Annotated in this window: 10 protein-coding genes; 4 read left to right on the top strand and 6 right to left on the bottom strand. The window is 47.7% G+C overall.

What is annotated here, in order from left to right; genetic code table 11:
- Positions 1–9: 9 nt before the first annotated feature.
- Complete coding sequence (locus ACO6VE_RS17700; RefSeq protein WP_422462606.1) at positions 10–1,515, bottom strand: PDZ domain-containing protein; 1,506 nt, start codon at positions 1,513–1,515, stop codon at positions 10–12.
- A gap of 250 nt (positions 1,516–1,765) precedes the next feature.
- Here ACO6VE_RS17700 and ACO6VE_RS17695 point away from each other — a divergent pair, with 250 nt between their 5' ends.
- Positions 1,766–2,677 carry an HAD-IIA family hydrolase gene (locus ACO6VE_RS17695; RefSeq protein ID WP_422462604.1) on the top strand — a complete coding sequence of 304 codons (912 nt, stop codon included), beginning with the start codon at positions 1,766–1,768 and terminating at the stop codon, positions 2,675–2,677.
- 137 nt (positions 2,678–2,814) lie between these two features.
- Here the strand turns inward: ACO6VE_RS17695 and ACO6VE_RS17690 are convergent, their stop codons facing one another.
- The 4 genes from ACO6VE_RS17690 to ACO6VE_RS17675 all read right to left on the bottom strand — a co-directional run bounded on the left by ACO6VE_RS17690 (position 2,815) and on the right by ACO6VE_RS17675 (position 11,055).
- Positions 2,815–3,942: an LDL receptor domain-containing protein gene (locus ACO6VE_RS17690; RefSeq protein WP_422462602.1), complete on the bottom strand. Its 1,128-nt coding sequence runs from the start codon at positions 3,940–3,942 to the stop codon at positions 2,815–2,817.
- A gap of 343 nt (positions 3,943–4,285) precedes the next feature.
- Positions 4,286–6,919 (bottom strand): hypothetical protein, encoded by a 2,634-nt coding sequence (locus ACO6VE_RS17685; RefSeq protein ID WP_422462600.1) that lies wholly within the window; start codon positions 6,917–6,919, stop codon positions 4,286–4,288.
- A 187-nt stretch (positions 6,920–7,106) separates the two neighbouring features.
- Positions 7,107–8,168, bottom strand: a complete 1,062-nt coding sequence (locus tag ACO6VE_RS17680; RefSeq protein ID WP_422450339.1) for an LDL receptor domain-containing protein — start codon at positions 8,166–8,168, stop codon at positions 7,107–7,109.
- 181 nt (positions 8,169–8,349) lie between these two features.
- Positions 8,350–11,055 (bottom strand): SEL1-like repeat protein, encoded by a 2,706-nt coding sequence (locus ACO6VE_RS17675; RefSeq protein WP_422450338.1) that lies wholly within the window; start codon positions 11,053–11,055, stop codon positions 8,350–8,352.
- A gap of 489 nt (positions 11,056–11,544) precedes the next feature.
- Here ACO6VE_RS17675 and ACO6VE_RS17670 point away from each other — a divergent pair, with 489 nt between their 5' ends.
- Entirely contained in the window at positions 11,545–12,168 is a 624-nt protein-coding gene (locus tag ACO6VE_RS17670) for a hypothetical protein (RefSeq protein ID WP_422450337.1), read from the top strand.
- Positions 12,169–12,215: 47 nt separating this feature from the next.
- Here ACO6VE_RS17670 and ACO6VE_RS17665 read toward each other — a convergent pair whose 3' ends face one another.
- Complete coding sequence (locus ACO6VE_RS17665) at positions 12,216–13,430, bottom strand: hypothetical protein (protein ID WP_422450336.1); 1,215 nt, start codon at positions 13,428–13,430, stop codon at positions 12,216–12,218.
- A gap of 66 nt (positions 13,431–13,496) precedes the next feature.
- On the opposite strand from ACO6VE_RS17665, the gene ACO6VE_RS17660 reads away from it, so the two are divergent.
- Together ACO6VE_RS17660 and ACO6VE_RS17655 are read left to right on the top strand one after the other, a co-directional pair.
- Entirely contained in the window at positions 13,497–14,519 is a 1,023-nt protein-coding gene (locus ACO6VE_RS17660) for a CobW family GTP-binding protein (RefSeq protein WP_422462598.1), read from the top strand.
- A 335-nt stretch (positions 14,520–14,854) separates the two neighbouring features.
- Positions 14,855–15,775 carry a hypothetical protein gene (locus ACO6VE_RS17655; RefSeq protein WP_422450334.1) on the top strand — a complete coding sequence of 307 codons (921 nt, stop codon included), beginning with the start codon at positions 14,855–14,857 and terminating at the stop codon, positions 15,773–15,775.
- Positions 15,776–15,913 lie beyond the last annotated feature (138 nt).

Genomic DNA, 15,913 nt, shown 5'->3' with positions numbered 1-15,913 from the left:
GTTAAACATTCATGACTTACTCACTTTTGCAGGTATTACCACCTGCAGCACTGCATTTTTTGTCCGGAAGTTTTTAGAGCGATCATGCTGAATACCGTTAAGCCACATGACCTCCCCATTAACGGTATCTGCCAGGTGAGTATTCAGGACAATTTTCTCCAGCCCCCTGTAGCCGGTGTTGAGTTCCAGAAAATCCTCCTCTGTTGATTCGATCAGGTTGACCAGCTGCCTGAGGTTTCTGACTTTTTCCGAGCCAACACTGTCAACCCTTCTCAGAAAGATATTGTGATAACCCCGGTTGGCCTCATGGGGCAGGACTTTCAGGATGACAACCACTTCATCTTCATTGGCAAACCGGAAATTATTGAGCAATACCGGCGTCAGGCCTGCGTAGGAAATCAGGTCATGGCCAGCCCCCATCAGCAGCTCCCGGGTCACTTTGGTAAACACCAGTCCCTGGTAGATAAAGTATGAAGGAGCAGACTGACCATCAAAGCCGAGCAACAAATCATTATTGACCGGCTGAGTGAGCGTAACCGTCAGATCAAGGACCTGTTTGTCACGAATGACCCGAACGCCAAGTTCCTCTCCAACCTGCCGTGAGTGCACCACATAATCCATGGAAACCCGCTCACTGCCCCGGAACACAATGGTTTTATCATGGCCAACGGCATACCCGTCCAGCTCCAGGATAACATCATCCGGCTGCAGCACACCGTCAGCCGCAGAACCCGGTATGACATGGCGAACCAGAACGCCCTTGTTTTCTTTCACCCCATAGACGGTTTTAAAAAAGCCATTTTCAAGCTCTTCCGTTTCAATCCCAAGGCTGGGAATCCCACTGTAATGCCCATCAGCAATATCCTGTAAAAAGTGTCTTATGATATTCACCGGCACAATATGGGCGATATTACTGGCTTCGAAAGGACTGTAACCCTGCATTAACACGCCAATGATCTCGCCATTAACCACGGCAGGGCCACCACTGTTGCCCGGGTTACTGGCGGCATCAATTTGTCCGGCCAGAAATGAGAAGCCGGAATTACTGTAAGGTTGATATTCCAGACGGGAAAGAACCCCCTTGGTTGCACTGATTGTATCGCCACCAATGGGATAGCCAAGCAGCATCAAATCCGTTTGCAGAGGAGGAAGCTTACCCAGGGGGATAGGGTTGGTACCGCTGAAAAACAGCGCATTCTCATGGTCATGGAAAGGCACCAGCAAAGCCAGGTCCAACTCGTGGGAAACCCACAGGGGCCTGAGTTTGTAACGGTCCGTCTGACCATTTTTCCTGCCTTCAATATAGGTATGGGCACTGACTACATGGCTGTTGGTCAGCACAACCCTCTGGCCACTGTCTGGCAGCTGGATAATGGCACCGGAACCATATTTCTGCCTTGGGCCAACGTTGCTCCATGGATTCTGGTGGTCATATTGGTTGAATGAGGTATAGATTTTGATGATCGAATCCCTGACGCCCTGATCTTCTGAAAAAACCGGCAAAGAATGCGTCATTAACGGACCGGCCGCATTGCCATATATCGAGACGGCAAGCAACAGGAAACAAAGGGCTTTAACAATGCAATTCAGCCTCACAACCAAACACCTCAAGGGCTAAAGAAAGAAAATTTCAAATTAGCACAAAAAAAATATCCTGCTTGTCCGGGGCTAACGTATGAAATGCTTTATAGATATTTACCTGTCGGACATCTGATATAATCAGATGCATTGAGTGACGTTCATTTTCAGCATCAGGCAACGCTCCATGATTGTTCTTTCTCCCGACTCTTTGAACGAGATATACGCCCGTCATCCTGACTGGTATCCAGCCATTGCCAACCCGCAGTCTGCCCCGGTGTTTATTGATGGACTGGCAGATATCATGGCGCAATTTGACCTGATCCTGCTGGACTCCTACGGCGTCCTCTGCCGGGGCAGCTCGCCTATTGCTGGTGCCGCTGAGGCCATTCAGCAGCTCCGGGCAAACAATATCCCATTCTGCGTTGTCTCCAACGACACCCTGACCAACCGATCCGTTGCCGCAGAAAAGTACCAATCCCGGGGGTTTGATTTCACCGCAGATGAAGTACTGACCAGTCTTGATATCACTGAACAGTACCTGCAAGGGCTCACGAACCGTAACCGTGTTGGCGTCATTGCACCGTTGGAGCACCCTTCCAACCACCTGCTGGAAGGCATGGTCCGGCTGAATGGCTGTAATGGCGAGATTCCGGAAAATATTGCTACCCTGCTGTTCCTGACCGGTGCAGGCTGGACGGCAAAAATGCAGGAAAACATGGTCACTACGGCCAATGGACGTCAGTTTGAACTGCTGGTCGGCAACCCGGACATCGGTGCCCCCCATGGTGACCATGTCACCGCAACACCGGGCTACTTTATCGCTGACCTGGTAGAGCAAACCATTCAAAAGGCAAAACCTGTGCTGTTCGGCAAGCCCGATCCTGTCATTTTTTCAATGGCTATCAAGCAACATCAGATTACCGATCCATCCAGAGCCCTGATGGTCGGGGATACCCTTTATACCGATATTCTGGGAGGCAATGCCATGGGATTCAAAACATTGCTGCTGCAATGCGGGGTTTACCAGAATGAGGATATTATGGAAGTGATTGCCAGCACGGGAATAAGTCCTCACTATGTAGCACCCAGACTATAGTGCAGCCAAGATCTGTTATGCATACACAAACATCTCGTTCACACGGTCCCGAGATTGCCGCAAAAGACAGATCAAAAGCTGCTTTGCAGACTTCCCCCGGACTCCCCACTTTGTATGGCATGGTTTTCCCCCACCGGTCAGCCCCTGGTCTCGGCGATGGCCTCTTCATAGGTTGGGGGGGCCTCCCGGATTATCTGCTGGTAGGCAGGTAACCCGGTTGCCTGCTGATAGGTAGGCAACCGGTTTGTCTGCGTAGGTAACTCCGTTGCCTGCTGGCAGGAGGCCTGCTGAGCTTCCGACGATTGGCCAGGATGCCCCGGGCTGGCTGGTGGCACAATGGCATCCTCGTGGGCATCAATCGGAACAGGCTGGTGTTGATGCCTGAAATTATGCAGCTGTCTTATGGCCATTTGTATAAGCTGACGGGTTGAGGCTTCAGGGTTGGTAGACCGCAACGCCTTAACGCTTCGATAAACGGAAATACAGTAAAAAGTAGCTGCGGATGCGCAGCATATACCAAGCACCACAAATAAGGGAGACGCGTGCAAGTATCTATCGTACGCTGGTAACGATGTGTCCCCAGTGCTGCTTTCAGGTGTCAGCACAGTGGGTGGTGAGGTTTCAGTTGCCTGCGGGGTGTACTTATCCCCACACCTCCAGTAGTATTCATCCGACCAATCGCCGCAATCGTCAACTGAGTCACACATCTTATTAGAGGGGACACATTTCATACGGCTTGGGCAAAGAAAGTCATCCTTCACTTCACATTGGCTTAACCTGGTACAATCAACTTCATCATATGGGGGATTACAATCTTCGATGCCGTCACACCTCTTACCACGATGACAAGCCTCAGTAGAATCGCACCACACTTTTCCATCTTCACATTTCTTCTGAGGATAACCCGAGACCAGTGTCGGCAATGCCAACAGAACCACCAGGCTCTCTTTTAATCCCGGACAGACGAGACCAATCTCCGGTGACTCCATTACTTGCTGAAAAGCAAAACCCGCCACACTGCGCATCAGGCTGTTGCCGACCTGCATGGCACCTTTAGCGAGCTGGCAGACCCGGTAATCGGACAGGGTAGATATCAGGGTCTTGTTGCCCGGATATACCAATGGACTGGCAGGTACCTTCGAGATGGTTCTGCCATCAGCGGTTCTACTCTTGCGACTGCGACTGCGACTGCAACAAACAGTACCACGGGCAATGGTCTGTGGTGTAGACGGGGATAATGGAAGCTGGCAGGAAATCGGTAGCATGGGTGTAAGGACCTGCTTGGGGAGGAATACTCAGTGCTTATCAAAGACCATCAGATCACAGTTAAGTTCACATCATTATGGATGCAATGGATAGATCCCGGGAGGTATTGATACCCTGCTGTTCCTGACCGGTGCAGGTTGGATGGCAAAAATGCAGGAAAATAGGGTCAGTACGGCCAATGGGTGTCAGTTTGAACTGCTTGTCGGCAACGCGGATCAGCGCACCTCATGGTGATCATGTCACCGCAACTCCAGGTTACTTCTACATTTCTACAGACGACGCTACCCGCTGCCCGAAAAGCCAGAACCACTTGTGCTTTTGCGGGCAGCGGTTAGTGAGTGATTATTCACCATCCATGCCCAATTGTTCCTCTTTGTTCAAATCCAATGACTCTTCATTATTCAAACCCATTTGAATGGTATCCAATCTTTTTAACGCTTGACTAAGTGCTGCATGCTTGCTTTTCAAATCAGCAGACTCGGTTTCAAGTTCAGCAGACTGACGCTCAAGATTATCCATCTCATTCTGAATACCCTCCAGATCACCGCCTTTGTTTGTGGCTTTATCAAGCTTCCCCTGGCACTTTTTAATGGATTTTTGAACAGAGACATACTGCTTATCCTTAGCGGTATATTGCACCTTCATATCGGCACACTGCCTTTTGGGATCTGAATATTGGTTAACCAGCTTAATATCCATATCGAATTGAATTTTATAATAACTGTTTAACGCTTTATTAAAATCCATATACTCCTGTTTTCGTTCATCAGATTGCCTGACAATGTCAGCAGACTCTCTTTTCAGGTCATTCATTTTATTCTGAACATCATCGAGAGGTTTGCTTTTACTTTTGCCTTTATTTTTACTTTCAGCTTTATCAAGCTTTTTCTGGCATTCCTGAATCGATTTCTGAACAGAGGCATGTTGTTTATCCAGGTCATTACACTGCTTCAGCAGATAGGCACATTGCATCTCCGGGTCGTCATAGCTGGTGACCAGCCTGATCTGATCATGTACCGGCTTCATCAATTCTTTGAGCGCTTTGGCCCTGGTTAACACTTTTCTGTGCTTGAGTATATCAACACCATCGCTACCATTTTCCTCGTAAGCTTTCATCACTTTATCTAAATGCTCTCTGTTTTCCTTTAAATGCTTACAGCGCTGTTCATAATGCTCTGCCGCATCTTTAAGCTTGTTACCAACATTCTGCTCCCGGGAATTGAGCGTATCCAGCAAGCCCCTCATATTTGTTTTGAAGTCCAGATGCCATTTTGTTGCATCTGAATAACGTCGAAATGTTTGTGAGAGATGTTTTGCCAGCCATTCAACCCTTAATTCTTTACGGAAACCGTACACATATTGTGGATCTTTCAGGTATTTCAGCGTTTGCAGATATTCCCTGTCACTGAGATGCTCCATATCATCCAGCTTGTACAGATGCTCCAGGTATTCTGAAGAATCCCGATCTTCCTGATAACCCGCTTTTTCCAGATGTTTTTGCAGTGCAGGGTGTTTTTCCAGATGCTCCCGTGCTGCAGAAGGCCCCATACCTATTGTTTCAACGGCTGCTTCAAGGGCAGACACATAGGCACTGTCGTTAATGTATGGATCAACCATTGGCTCACTGCCGTTATGCCCAAGAATATTCAGTTCCTCAAACAAAGTGGCCTTTAATGTCTGGATCTGCTTCTGTAAAGAGTGGGTTTCCTCCATAGCCTCCTTTGCCCACTGAGCCCTATCCAGTTGTTCCACAAATAATTTTTTTGCGGCAGCATATTGGCTGGCGGTGGATAACGACAATTCAGACTCAAGGCTTTTCACCAGTTCATCAGTACCGTTGAAATCTCCTTCAACCTTTGCCATGACAGGATCCATTACAATATCTTTTACAGGTTCCTTTTCCGGTGTTTTTTGCTTTCGTCGTACCGGGTGAAGCGGTCTTTTCTGGTGAATAGCCCGGTCTACTATTTCCTGAAAAATCTTACCCGCTCCCAGCTTTACCGACTCCACGCCTTCTTTTCGGGATTTTTGTTTCAGTTCCTGTTGCAGTCTCTTTTTTCCCCTTGAAATCCCCATGGCAGCCTTGCCACTCAACAGATAATGTTCAATTCCACGGTCATCATTATGGGTATTTTCAGCATACACCGCCTCAAGCCTGCCAAGCTCTTCTAAATGCTCACTTTCCCTTTTGCCTTTATTTTCATCAAGTTTTTCTACTGATTTAGCCTGGCGCTGACAGCCAGCAAGCAACGCATCATGATTTGGCAGCCTGGAGGTTTGCACACCGGGGTCAGAGTTCACCCGTTGATTGGCACTGCCTTTATCAATGCCCGTTTTTTGCCTTTGCCGCTTCCTTTTTTTAGATACCTTTTTCAGGGGGCTGGTACTTTCAGTTCGTGCCGGTAGTGGGCGCTCTTGTTGCAGATCTGGAGCATGCACCCCGGTTTCGGCTATGGGACCAGGCTCTATCGCTTGAATGGCCAGACCACTCAACGAGCTTGCGTCATCCTCAATACCACTATCGTACTCTCGCTCTCGATTGCTGGCTTTGGGAGAGTGAGGCGGGCTATCAATACTTTCATCCTCACTGATACCCGAATCCTCAGCAGCCTCGTTGAGTTCTTCGCTTATCTTCCTGTCTTGATGTTGGCTATCCGCAGCAGAGAGGTATTTTTTCATACCCTCTTCTGCCTCACGTTGCTTTGCCCGTCTGCGCATTCTGGCAGAACTATAAGGACCTGACGCGCCAGTGCTGCTGTCTTGTTTTTTGATCTCTCTATGTTCAATCAGCGTGTCATTTTTTTCACTCAATTCATCTTGAGATACCTGACTCTTTTTAGCGACTTCACTCACCCTGGAAACCCGTGCCCCCCGGTATGTGGCGTTGCTGTTTTCTTCCGTCGGCTCTACTGCACCACCTTCACTGCTTGAGGTATTACCCCCAACCGGTCTTTGGCCTTCAATCCCTGGTGGCATGTTTATATCCTGTGATTTTTGATCAACTTTTGATTCCTGTATTTCCTCATCGGCTGAAATCAACTGGAGTTCATGTCACTGGTTTAAAGTTGCAAAAACGTCAGAGAAATATATTGCATTCCATACGCTACGGTTTACTGCCTTTCCCAAGCCTGCCCACATTGGTATGGCATGGTTTTCCCGTCGTTCAAACCAAAGTCTCGGCAATGGCCTCTGCATAAGTTGGGAGCCTCCGGGTTGCCTGCCGGTAGGTAGGTAACTCAGTTGCCTGCTGGCAGGTAGATAACTCAATTGCCTGCTGGTAGGTAGGTAGCTCAGCTCCCTGCTGGTAGGTAGATGACTCAATTGCCTGCTGGTAGGTAGGCAGCTCAATTGCCTGCTGGTAGGTAAGCAATTCAGTTGCCTGCTGGTTGGAGGTGGGCAAATGCATTGCCTGCGGGTGGACCGCCCGCTGTGCTTCCGGCCGTTGTGCAGGGCGCTCTGGGGCTGGTGGCGTAATATCATCCTGGCGTGTATCAATCGTAACAGGCTGGTGAGGAAATCGGTAATAAAACGGCTTTACTGAGGCCATTTGTAAAAGACGACAGGTTGAAGCTTCAGGATTGGTGGTCCGCAAAGCCTTAACGCTCAGATAAACAGCTCTACAGTATTTGCTCACTAACAAAGCACAGCACAGCCCTCCAAACATCGCGAAAAAAAAGGGCATTGGCCGCACGGGGTGCGGGGGTACAGAGTCACACAAAGCCACGGCTTCATCAGAAGCATCCGCGCAATCGTACAGTGAGTCACAGGTCAAATTGATAGGAATACACTGTATGGCATTGTTGCAAATAAAGTTATCCTGAATATTCTCATAGCATTGGCTCAGCCTTTCGGAGCAATGTGCCCCTTCGTCTGACTTATCAAAGCAATCGAATGTGCCGTCACACACCCGATTTTTCTGGATGCATTCATCGTTGCTGCACGGCACTTCTCTATCGAGACATCCCTGATTAGCCGTGACCAGCGCAGGTAATGCAGACAGCACCACCAGGCTCTCTTTTAACCCCGGACAGACGAGACCAATCTCCGGTGAATCCATTATTTGCTGAAAGGCAAAACCTGCCAGATTGCGTATCAGGCTATTGCCGAGCTGAATGGCACCTTGAGTGAACTGGCAGATCCGGTAATCAGACAGGGTGCATCCCCGGGTCTTGTTACCCGGGTATACCACTGGGCTGGCCGGTACCGTCGAGACGCTTCTGCTCATGTAACTGCTACGGACAGCTTCTCGGGCAGCGGTATGCGTGTTGGACGAAGATGTTGGACGCTGGCGGGGGATCGGTTGCATGGGTGTGAGGGCCTGGACAGAGTGGATAGCTGACTGCTCTTCTGACTATCTGATAACGGTTAAGTTCAGGTCGCTTTCACCATCAATATAACCCGGAGCCTCAGGGTGTCCGGTAGAGGCGCTTTAATGAGAACCAGCCACGGTTGAGGGAGGCGATATGCTCACTTCCGGGGTACAGCAGCTTGAACGTACTGAAAACATGCCCGAGACTTCTGGCCTGACAGACAATACCGAATAGCCATTCGGTGATTTCAATGGGGGTCAGGCTCGGGGTGACCCGTTCAGCAATGCTCAATACATCCACCTCAAAGTTTTCCGGATCCGGTAGCTGCTGGTATTGAATACCTGTTTTTCGGATGATGCTCTGCAACAGCAGATCGCGAGCCTGGTTCAGATGCGCAGCGCACGAGTTGCAAGCATTTTTTTGCCCATGCCCAACATCCTCAAACAATGGCTGCTCTGCTGCATTAATATGTTCCCATGCCAGGTGTTCCATCAAGACTTCGCTGCCGTGCTTTCTGCGGATTTTGTCCAGCTTTGGGCTGAGCCAGGCGATCTGCTCTTCATGGGTGTGAATCAATTGTTTTTTCCGGTTGAAAAACTGCTGTAACAGGCTGTGTACCGAACGATCCCATTGACTTGTCAGTCGATTCCTGACAAAACCGGGCAGGTCTGCCCTGCGCTCTTTATTGGCAACAGGGTCAGCGTCTTTCAGGAGCGGTGGTTGGGCCCTGTCCTGCTGAACCAGTGGTTGCTTCGTTGGGGCACCGGGGCTGCCCGGGGCTTGATCGGCTGCAGGTGCAGCGATGTTGCAGTCGGCATTGCAGGTATCATTATCCACGCCCTTATCCTGAAACAGCGCACTGCCATCCGCTGGCTGAAGGTGCCTTGCCGGGCACTGCGGTTGATTGCTGGCAGGTTCACGCCCCTGGTGCTCGGTCGGGGAATTTTTCCGCTGACGTGTTCCGTGACGGTTATCTTTCTCTCCGTTGATGTATTGCTGAATATCCTCTGGTGTCAGGCGACGCAGGTAGCGCGTATCTTTTGCCTTGATTCGGACATATTCAATTTTTGACCGCAAATAATCCTGAAATGACGGGCTGAGATAACCGCAGTCCTCCGTTGCCGGGTCCTCGTCGGGGGGATCCACCAGCGTTTGCAGTTGCTGATCCATCTGCTCATAACATCGACAGGCATTGCAGTAGTCGCCGATTTCTGCAAACAGGTCACCGGCCCGAAGATTTAATGGAATGAATTTTCCCCGGCTGGCGGCTTGTTCATACCATGTCGCCGCCTTCTCCGGTGATGGATGGTTAATTAATTGCTGCTCATGGAGCCAGCCCATTAGAAAACAGGCGTAACCATGGAGACTATCCGGTAAGGGCGGTTCGCTGCCCACGGCCTGTTTCAGCAGTTGAAAAGCCTCCATCACTTTCTGGCGATGCCGGGGCATGTTGTAAATGCGGGTTTTGTCATTAGGTTTGGGGTAGGTCATGACGTTGAAAATATAAGCGAATGCCGTCACCAGGTCCTCAGGTTCCGGAAACGGTTTTGGAAACGGTGTCTCGCCCTTAACCCAGGTAGCAGAGGAAGCAGCCTGGCCCTCTTTTTCGTTTCTGACAAACACTGCCTGAGCGGTTTGAGTGGTCATTTCCACATCCTTAAACCATGCAACATCGGCTCTCTGGGTAACGATACTGGCGGCTTTACTGGCTGGGGTAGAGCTTTGCTGGTCGGCAAATGCATCGTCTGACACACCCAGGTTTATTGCTGTTAACTGATGAGTCGTGCGGGCGTAGTCATAAGCAATAGCAGTATGTAATGCCTTGTATAGCAGTCCGTGTTCATCGTCTGGCTCAGGAAGATAACCGGGTTTATCACGCAGGTGCCAAAGCAGAAATTCATATCTGGAAAACAGCAAAACCGGCGAATCACAGGCTGAGTAAGGGTAAAGATTATTGATTACTGTGGATTGACGGGCTATGTCAGCCAGCCGTTGCGCTATGGCAAAGGGAGATGCCAAAGGTTCGGTGTTGGGATACAGACCACTGTCGATGAGTAGTTTGAACCATTGATCCGACAGCCGTTCCTGCTGACCAGAGCGAAACTGTTTTATTTTCTCTACATCACTGGCCTGGCTGATTGCGCCGTTGTTTAAAGCGTACTGTATCAACCAGGATCTTAACTGGTTCCGGGTTTGCCCGGCATCCAGTATGCTGGCAGCCGCCCAATGCCTATAAGCCTTCTTGCGTTTGCTGCTGGCCTTTTCCAGCAGTGATGATGAGGTATCAGCCGGTGCCTTTTCCAGGTGCTGCTCATGCATTTTCAGCAACCTTTCTGACTCAATCAGGTGGCATGCGCCCAGTGCCAGCAGCGCCCCGGGGTTGAGGCTGGCGGGCGTATCCGTCGGGCCGACTTTAACAACCCTGCGCTCGTTTTCAATCAGGGTACCGCCCACCTTCTGCCTTGGATAGAGTTGATGCACTTTCCTGCAGGTACAGATGTAGGGTGGTTTTATATCTTCTAACGGACAACAATCACCCCAGAACCACAGGTTAAACCTTCTTATTCCGGTTTTATCATCAAGTGCTGGAGAGAAGTTGCTGTTAACAGCAACGTCCAGCAGTGTTTTGGCCTGATCATTAAACGACCAGTGTTGGTTTGCCAGGCACATTGACCGAACGACATCATGATCAACGCTGACTTTCCTGCCCGCAAAAAAATGCGCTTCGGCAGTCGCGCTTACTGTATCGCCCCGGTCGATAAGCGCCCTGTCCACGAGTTGGTTATAACTCAGTCTCTGCACAGTTCGGTCCCGTACAAAACAGCCTGGAGTATAAAAAGCTGCTCATCTGAAAATAAGAAAGCTAACTGGATTAACAATCATGTAGACAGGATAAAGAAAAGATCGTTCTGTAAATAAAAAAAAACGCCTCCGCAATTGAAGATGTTGCCGTCGCAACAGAGTGGATGCATCACTGCAGTCGTATATTTCATTTGGTTACGAAGGGAACTATTGGCGGATTAAACAGACTAAACGTTGACAGCATAAGTTCTTTGTCTGTGCAGAGTGATTAAGTTATTCAGCCCCCATGAACAGCAATAAGTAGCTGGCCATATGGAATCATATATTTCTGGCTACTTGGGCAGGTGCTATGTGAGGCACAACGGAGGGAGCATAGCCGTAGCTATGTGACCGGAGTTGTAACGAAGCAGAGTGCCTGAACAAGGAGTCAGAAATATATGATTTCATATGGTTAGCTACTTATCTACGTCTCAACAAAAAGGTTTTTTTATGCTTGATCCAATAGGAGATAATAAAACTGTTTATACCATGCAATCGACTGACCCTCCCACTGGCCATGCTGCCATGGCAGGAATGGCAGAGGAAAGTGCGACATTTAATAAGTCATTAACAACCGTTAAACAGAATGTTGTTACTCTTGTTTTACAAGCCGCTGAGCAGAATAAATGTCAAGCAGACCAGATTGTCAGTCCACTGATTGATCATCTTATAAAACGTTTTCAACTGCCTGAACCGAACCGTCTGCAGGTCAGTACCGCTGCAAGAAACCCTAATAAACCCGATGACTGGCTATGGGACCAATGGCAAGAGAAACATTATGAACCCTCCTGGTCGGGGAAAGACTGCTACTACCCAAAATCACAGGAGAATGTAAATAAAGTTATATGTGCACTTCACGCTCAAATAAGCTTCGATGACACATTTACAGCCTGTCAAAGTCTACCTTATCTAAGGGAACAATTTGGTCTTGCCCCAGTTCGGGAGAGCCAGAATTTTCTGGAACTTTCACAGCTATTTAGCCAATCTTTAAAACCACTGACACCATTTATTCGCCAATGCATTGCGGCAGGTTTGTTCACAAAAAACTTTATTAATGAATTGTATGCGATGTGAACGTCCCGGTTTCAGGTCTCGAACCTTGAATAAACTGACGAATTATTTTATCGACCAACATGACGATAAAAAACCTGAGAAAAACATTCAGGCAGGGAGCAAACAGCTCTTTTAACTCTTGCTAAAAACATGGCCGTTGCCATACCCGCATATTCACTAAGATGAAACCGATTTGCTAATGCTATTGCTGACATATAAAGGACTTTTCCACCTCCTTCAAAATTTCCCAGAATCGATCCGTCGAATTTAGGCTCATGCCCATCATTTAACGACGTGACGAATTCCGGCTGAGATAGAATTCTTGCAATAGCTTCATCCTGACTGATATTGTACCGGTTCATTGCTGTACTTATCAGCCAACCAAAAAGGCTGCTGGTATCTCCTTTATCCATCTGCATAACCCCTCTAGCCCCAGGGGTGTATGAGCTTGCAGCAACGATCCCTACGCCAAACAACCATTGGCTTACTTGCATTCCCATACGCTGTATCTGATATTTTTCCGGATACTTGGCAATCAGCTCAGGATTGACAAAAAAACTATCCTCATCTGGCAGGTTCTGCCACCCCTCATCTATTCGTTGCAGCATGAGTGAAAAGAAATAAGAATCTAACTCATCAATATCGGAGGATATCGTTTCGAGGCCTTCAACGACCCACTCTTCATAGGTGCCTCGAATATCAGCAATAACAGCATCAACAGCAGCCTTCATCGCCTCTTTGTATTTTTTACCATTATCTTCGCTTGGTATCATCGTAATTCGGAAGGGCCGGAGCTTACTCCCCACAAGATCGGCCAGATTATCATCAAAAACATGAAGATCTTTTTTAAATTCATCCAGTTTGTCTCGAAAAGCGGGTTTTATTCTTTGTCCATTTAGTCTGTCAAAGGTTCTATAGATGATTTTCTTTGAAAAAAGCTCTGTTTCTATATCACTTTGCACCTCGATCTCTTTCTCTTTAGCAATATGTGCTTCTGCATCTGTCTTTAATCTTATTGTCCGTCCGAAAGCCCCTCCAGTGTCCTTCCACTCACCATTCAAGCATGGTGAGCGATGCCTTAGACAACAACTTCCAGATTTCACACCGGTGTTAATCATTGTTAGAAGCCCTGTTTTGGTTTTCAGGAACCCATGATCAGAAACGCCAGGCTGATCAATAAGCTTCTGAGCAACCAAGATAGCACTTCCTGTAAAAATGAAAGGCTGGAGTAATACAATAAGTGCAAAAAGCCAACGTGCAGACATCACCACCAATTTATTCACTTACATTTATAATTCACGATACTATTTCAAGTTCCAGTTCCAGAAAATTGCAAGGCTGTTAATACAATGCAGAAAAAAATTCCTGCCAATTTGATCACCGGTTTCCTGGGCTCCGGTAAAACCACCGCCATTCTGCACTTACTCAGGCAGAAGCCCGAAAACGAAACCTGGGCTGTGCTGGTCAATGAGTTTGGCGAAGTCGGTATTGATGGTGCCCTGTTACAGGGCTCTTCGGCACGTAATGATGTATTCGTGCGAGAAGTGCCCGGTGGCTGTATGTGCTGCGTGGCCGGGCTCCCCATGCAGATTGGCCTTAATATGCTGATCGCCCGCAGCAAACCGGACCGGCTGCTGATTGAGCCCACCGGGTTGGGCCATCCCCAGGAAATTATTAACACACTGCAAGGAGAGTATTACCGTGAGATTCTGAGCCTGGAAGCCAGTATCTGCCTTGTGGATCCGCGCAACCTTGAAGATACCCGATACCTTGAGAATGACAATTTTCGGGATCAGATTCATCTGGCCGATGTTCTGGTAGCCAACAAAACTGACTTATCCTGCGAAACTGACCGTAGGCGTTTTGAGCAGTTTGCAGACCAGCTACCGTTGCCAAAACCAGAAACGGCCTGGGTAAAGCAGGGGGCACTTTCCGTAGAGTGGCTGGACCTTCCTCACCGTGATCGTGTGGCGGTTAACCCCAAAGCCCACCATGCACATCAGAAAAGTCCTGATCAGCTCCAGACCACGGAAGCCATGGTTCTCAAGCTACCTGAAGGCCAGCTTTTTCTCCGCAAGGAAAACACAGGCCAGCATCATTTCAGCTGTGGCTGGCTGTTTTCTGAAAGCACTTCGTTTTCATTTGACCGGCTGTTTTCACTGATTCATGCGCAAACTGCCCAGCGCTTAAAAGCGGTGGCAAAAACAGACCAGGGGGTGAAAGGTTTTAATATGCAGGATGGCATTGTCAGTGTGATAGAGATTAAAGAAACGTCAGATAGCCGCCTGGAAATCATCAGCAGCGCACCTATGGACTGGGATGACTTTGAAACCAGGCTACAGGAAACCATTATTTACCAACCGGCAGCATAAGCCGGTTTTTTCAGTAAATTGTGCTGTTATTTCAGTAAGAACTTTCTCCTGAAAAGAGCCGTCATCTGAAAACTCCATCCATGCATCGGGGCTCCAACCGGGAAAAAAGAATATCCCGATAAAGCTGGTTACCCTCTACCACTTCTGCAAGAAAAGCTTTTCCTTCTCCTGCCTGCCAAAAAATTACTCTTTATCTTATGTCTAACATTTATTAGACCCAGAATTTGAACTTTCCTACCCGACATCTTGTCAATTTAAGTGATAAGTAGTTAACCAAATGAAACTAAATCAACAACATATTTTCATATTGATAATAAATTCTCAGGATAATTGTGATGAATTTCGATAAAATAAACCTCCGCCCTGATTCTGGCAATGGTTTCAGTGCACACTCTCAAGATACTGAAAGCGGGCAAGTCGATTTTGGCCCCTTTTGTGTAGATATATCCCCAACCCCGGCTGACACTCATTTGTCTCAAGTAGGTGGAGTTTCAACTGAAGCTGATCAGGATAATTACACCTTCAGATTTGAAAACGTTGATACTTTTTCATCTGATGAAGCCGTCAGCCACCTGAAGGCTACCCCTGCATTGATTGCAAACACTGGCAAAGTTGTTGAAAAAAATGGAAAATTCCCCGTTGAGTTTATTAATGAAATTACCGACTTATTGAAAAAAAACCATACTCTTACAGAATTTTCCGAATTGATAAAATATAAAAATTCACTGATGTTATTACTGAAACCCCAAGAGGCAAAGGACGAGGACAATATAAGCTGCAATGAATACGTAGATTTAAAAGATATTGTTATTAAGGGCGTCCCGATAACATCAGATTTAGATTTGAAGGAGCATTTACTGAAGCCAGACACTGAGCCAGAAGTAGAAACAGTTTACTCATTTTATAATGGTGATTCGGATACTTCTGACTGGCAAGATACGCGGATTGCCTTTGGAATTCTGAAAAGCGGTGATTCATTCCAGTTCCAATATTTTTTCAATGTCAGTAGACAGAGTTTCGATTTAGATAGCCCTGACCTCATTATTGCACCTGACTGGAAAATTTTGATTGATAATTTAGCAGATGATGATCTGAAAACATTTGTAACAAATATGAGTAAATCCAATTCCGCCTTGTTACACGATTGGCTTAACCCACTCCCAACAGTCAGCCTTACTGATACACGTGAAAAATTAAAAATTGTTTTAAATCCCGATTTATTGGATAAGTTTTGTCAACAAGTGATCAATAATTGAGTCACCTGCTCAAAACGGGCTGTTGCACACCCTATTCACAGGCCAGGTAAGTAGCTGGCCATATGGAATCATATATTTCTGGCTACTTGGGCAGGTGCTATGCGAGGCACAACGGAGGGAGCATAGCCGTAGCTATGT

The organism is Endozoicomonas sp. ALB115, from assembly GCF_049310245.1.
Lineage (GTDB): Bacteria > Pseudomonadota > Gammaproteobacteria > Pseudomonadales > Endozoicomonadaceae > Endozoicomonas.
The sequence above is the reverse complement of the archived record's forward strand: the minus strand, read 5'-3'. Positions and strand labels throughout refer to the sequence as shown.

Excerpts from the sequence above, each read along its gene's own strand:
- ACO6VE_RS17685 (WP_422462600.1), bottom strand. The coding sequence starts at position 6,919 with ATGCCACCAGGGATTGAAGGCCAAAGACCGGTTGGGGGTAATACCTCA.
- ACO6VE_RS17670 (WP_422450337.1), top strand. The coding sequence starts at position 11,545 with ATGCTTGATCCAATAGGAGATAATAAAACTGTTTATACCATGCAATCG.
- ACO6VE_RS17680 (WP_422450339.1), bottom strand. The coding sequence starts at position 8,168 with ATGAGCAGAAGCGTCTCGACGGTACCGGCCAGCCCAGTGGTATACCCG.
- ACO6VE_RS17700 (WP_422462606.1), bottom strand. The coding sequence starts at position 1,515 with ATGACGCATTCTTTGCCGGTTTTTTCAGAAGATCAGGGCGTCAGGGAT.
- ACO6VE_RS17655 (WP_422450334.1), top strand. The coding sequence starts at position 14,855 with ATGAATTTCGATAAAATAAACCTCCGCCCTGATTCTGGCAATGGTTTC.
- ACO6VE_RS17695 (WP_422462604.1), top strand. The coding sequence starts at position 1,766 with ATGATTGTTCTTTCTCCCGACTCTTTGAACGAGATATACGCCCGTCAT.
- ACO6VE_RS17660 (WP_422462598.1), top strand. The coding sequence starts at position 13,497 with ATGCAGAAAAAAATTCCTGCCAATTTGATCACCGGTTTCCTGGGCTCC.
- ACO6VE_RS17690 (WP_422462602.1), bottom strand. The coding sequence starts at position 3,942 with ATGCTACCGATTTCCTGCCAGCTTCCATTATCCCCGTCTACACCACAG.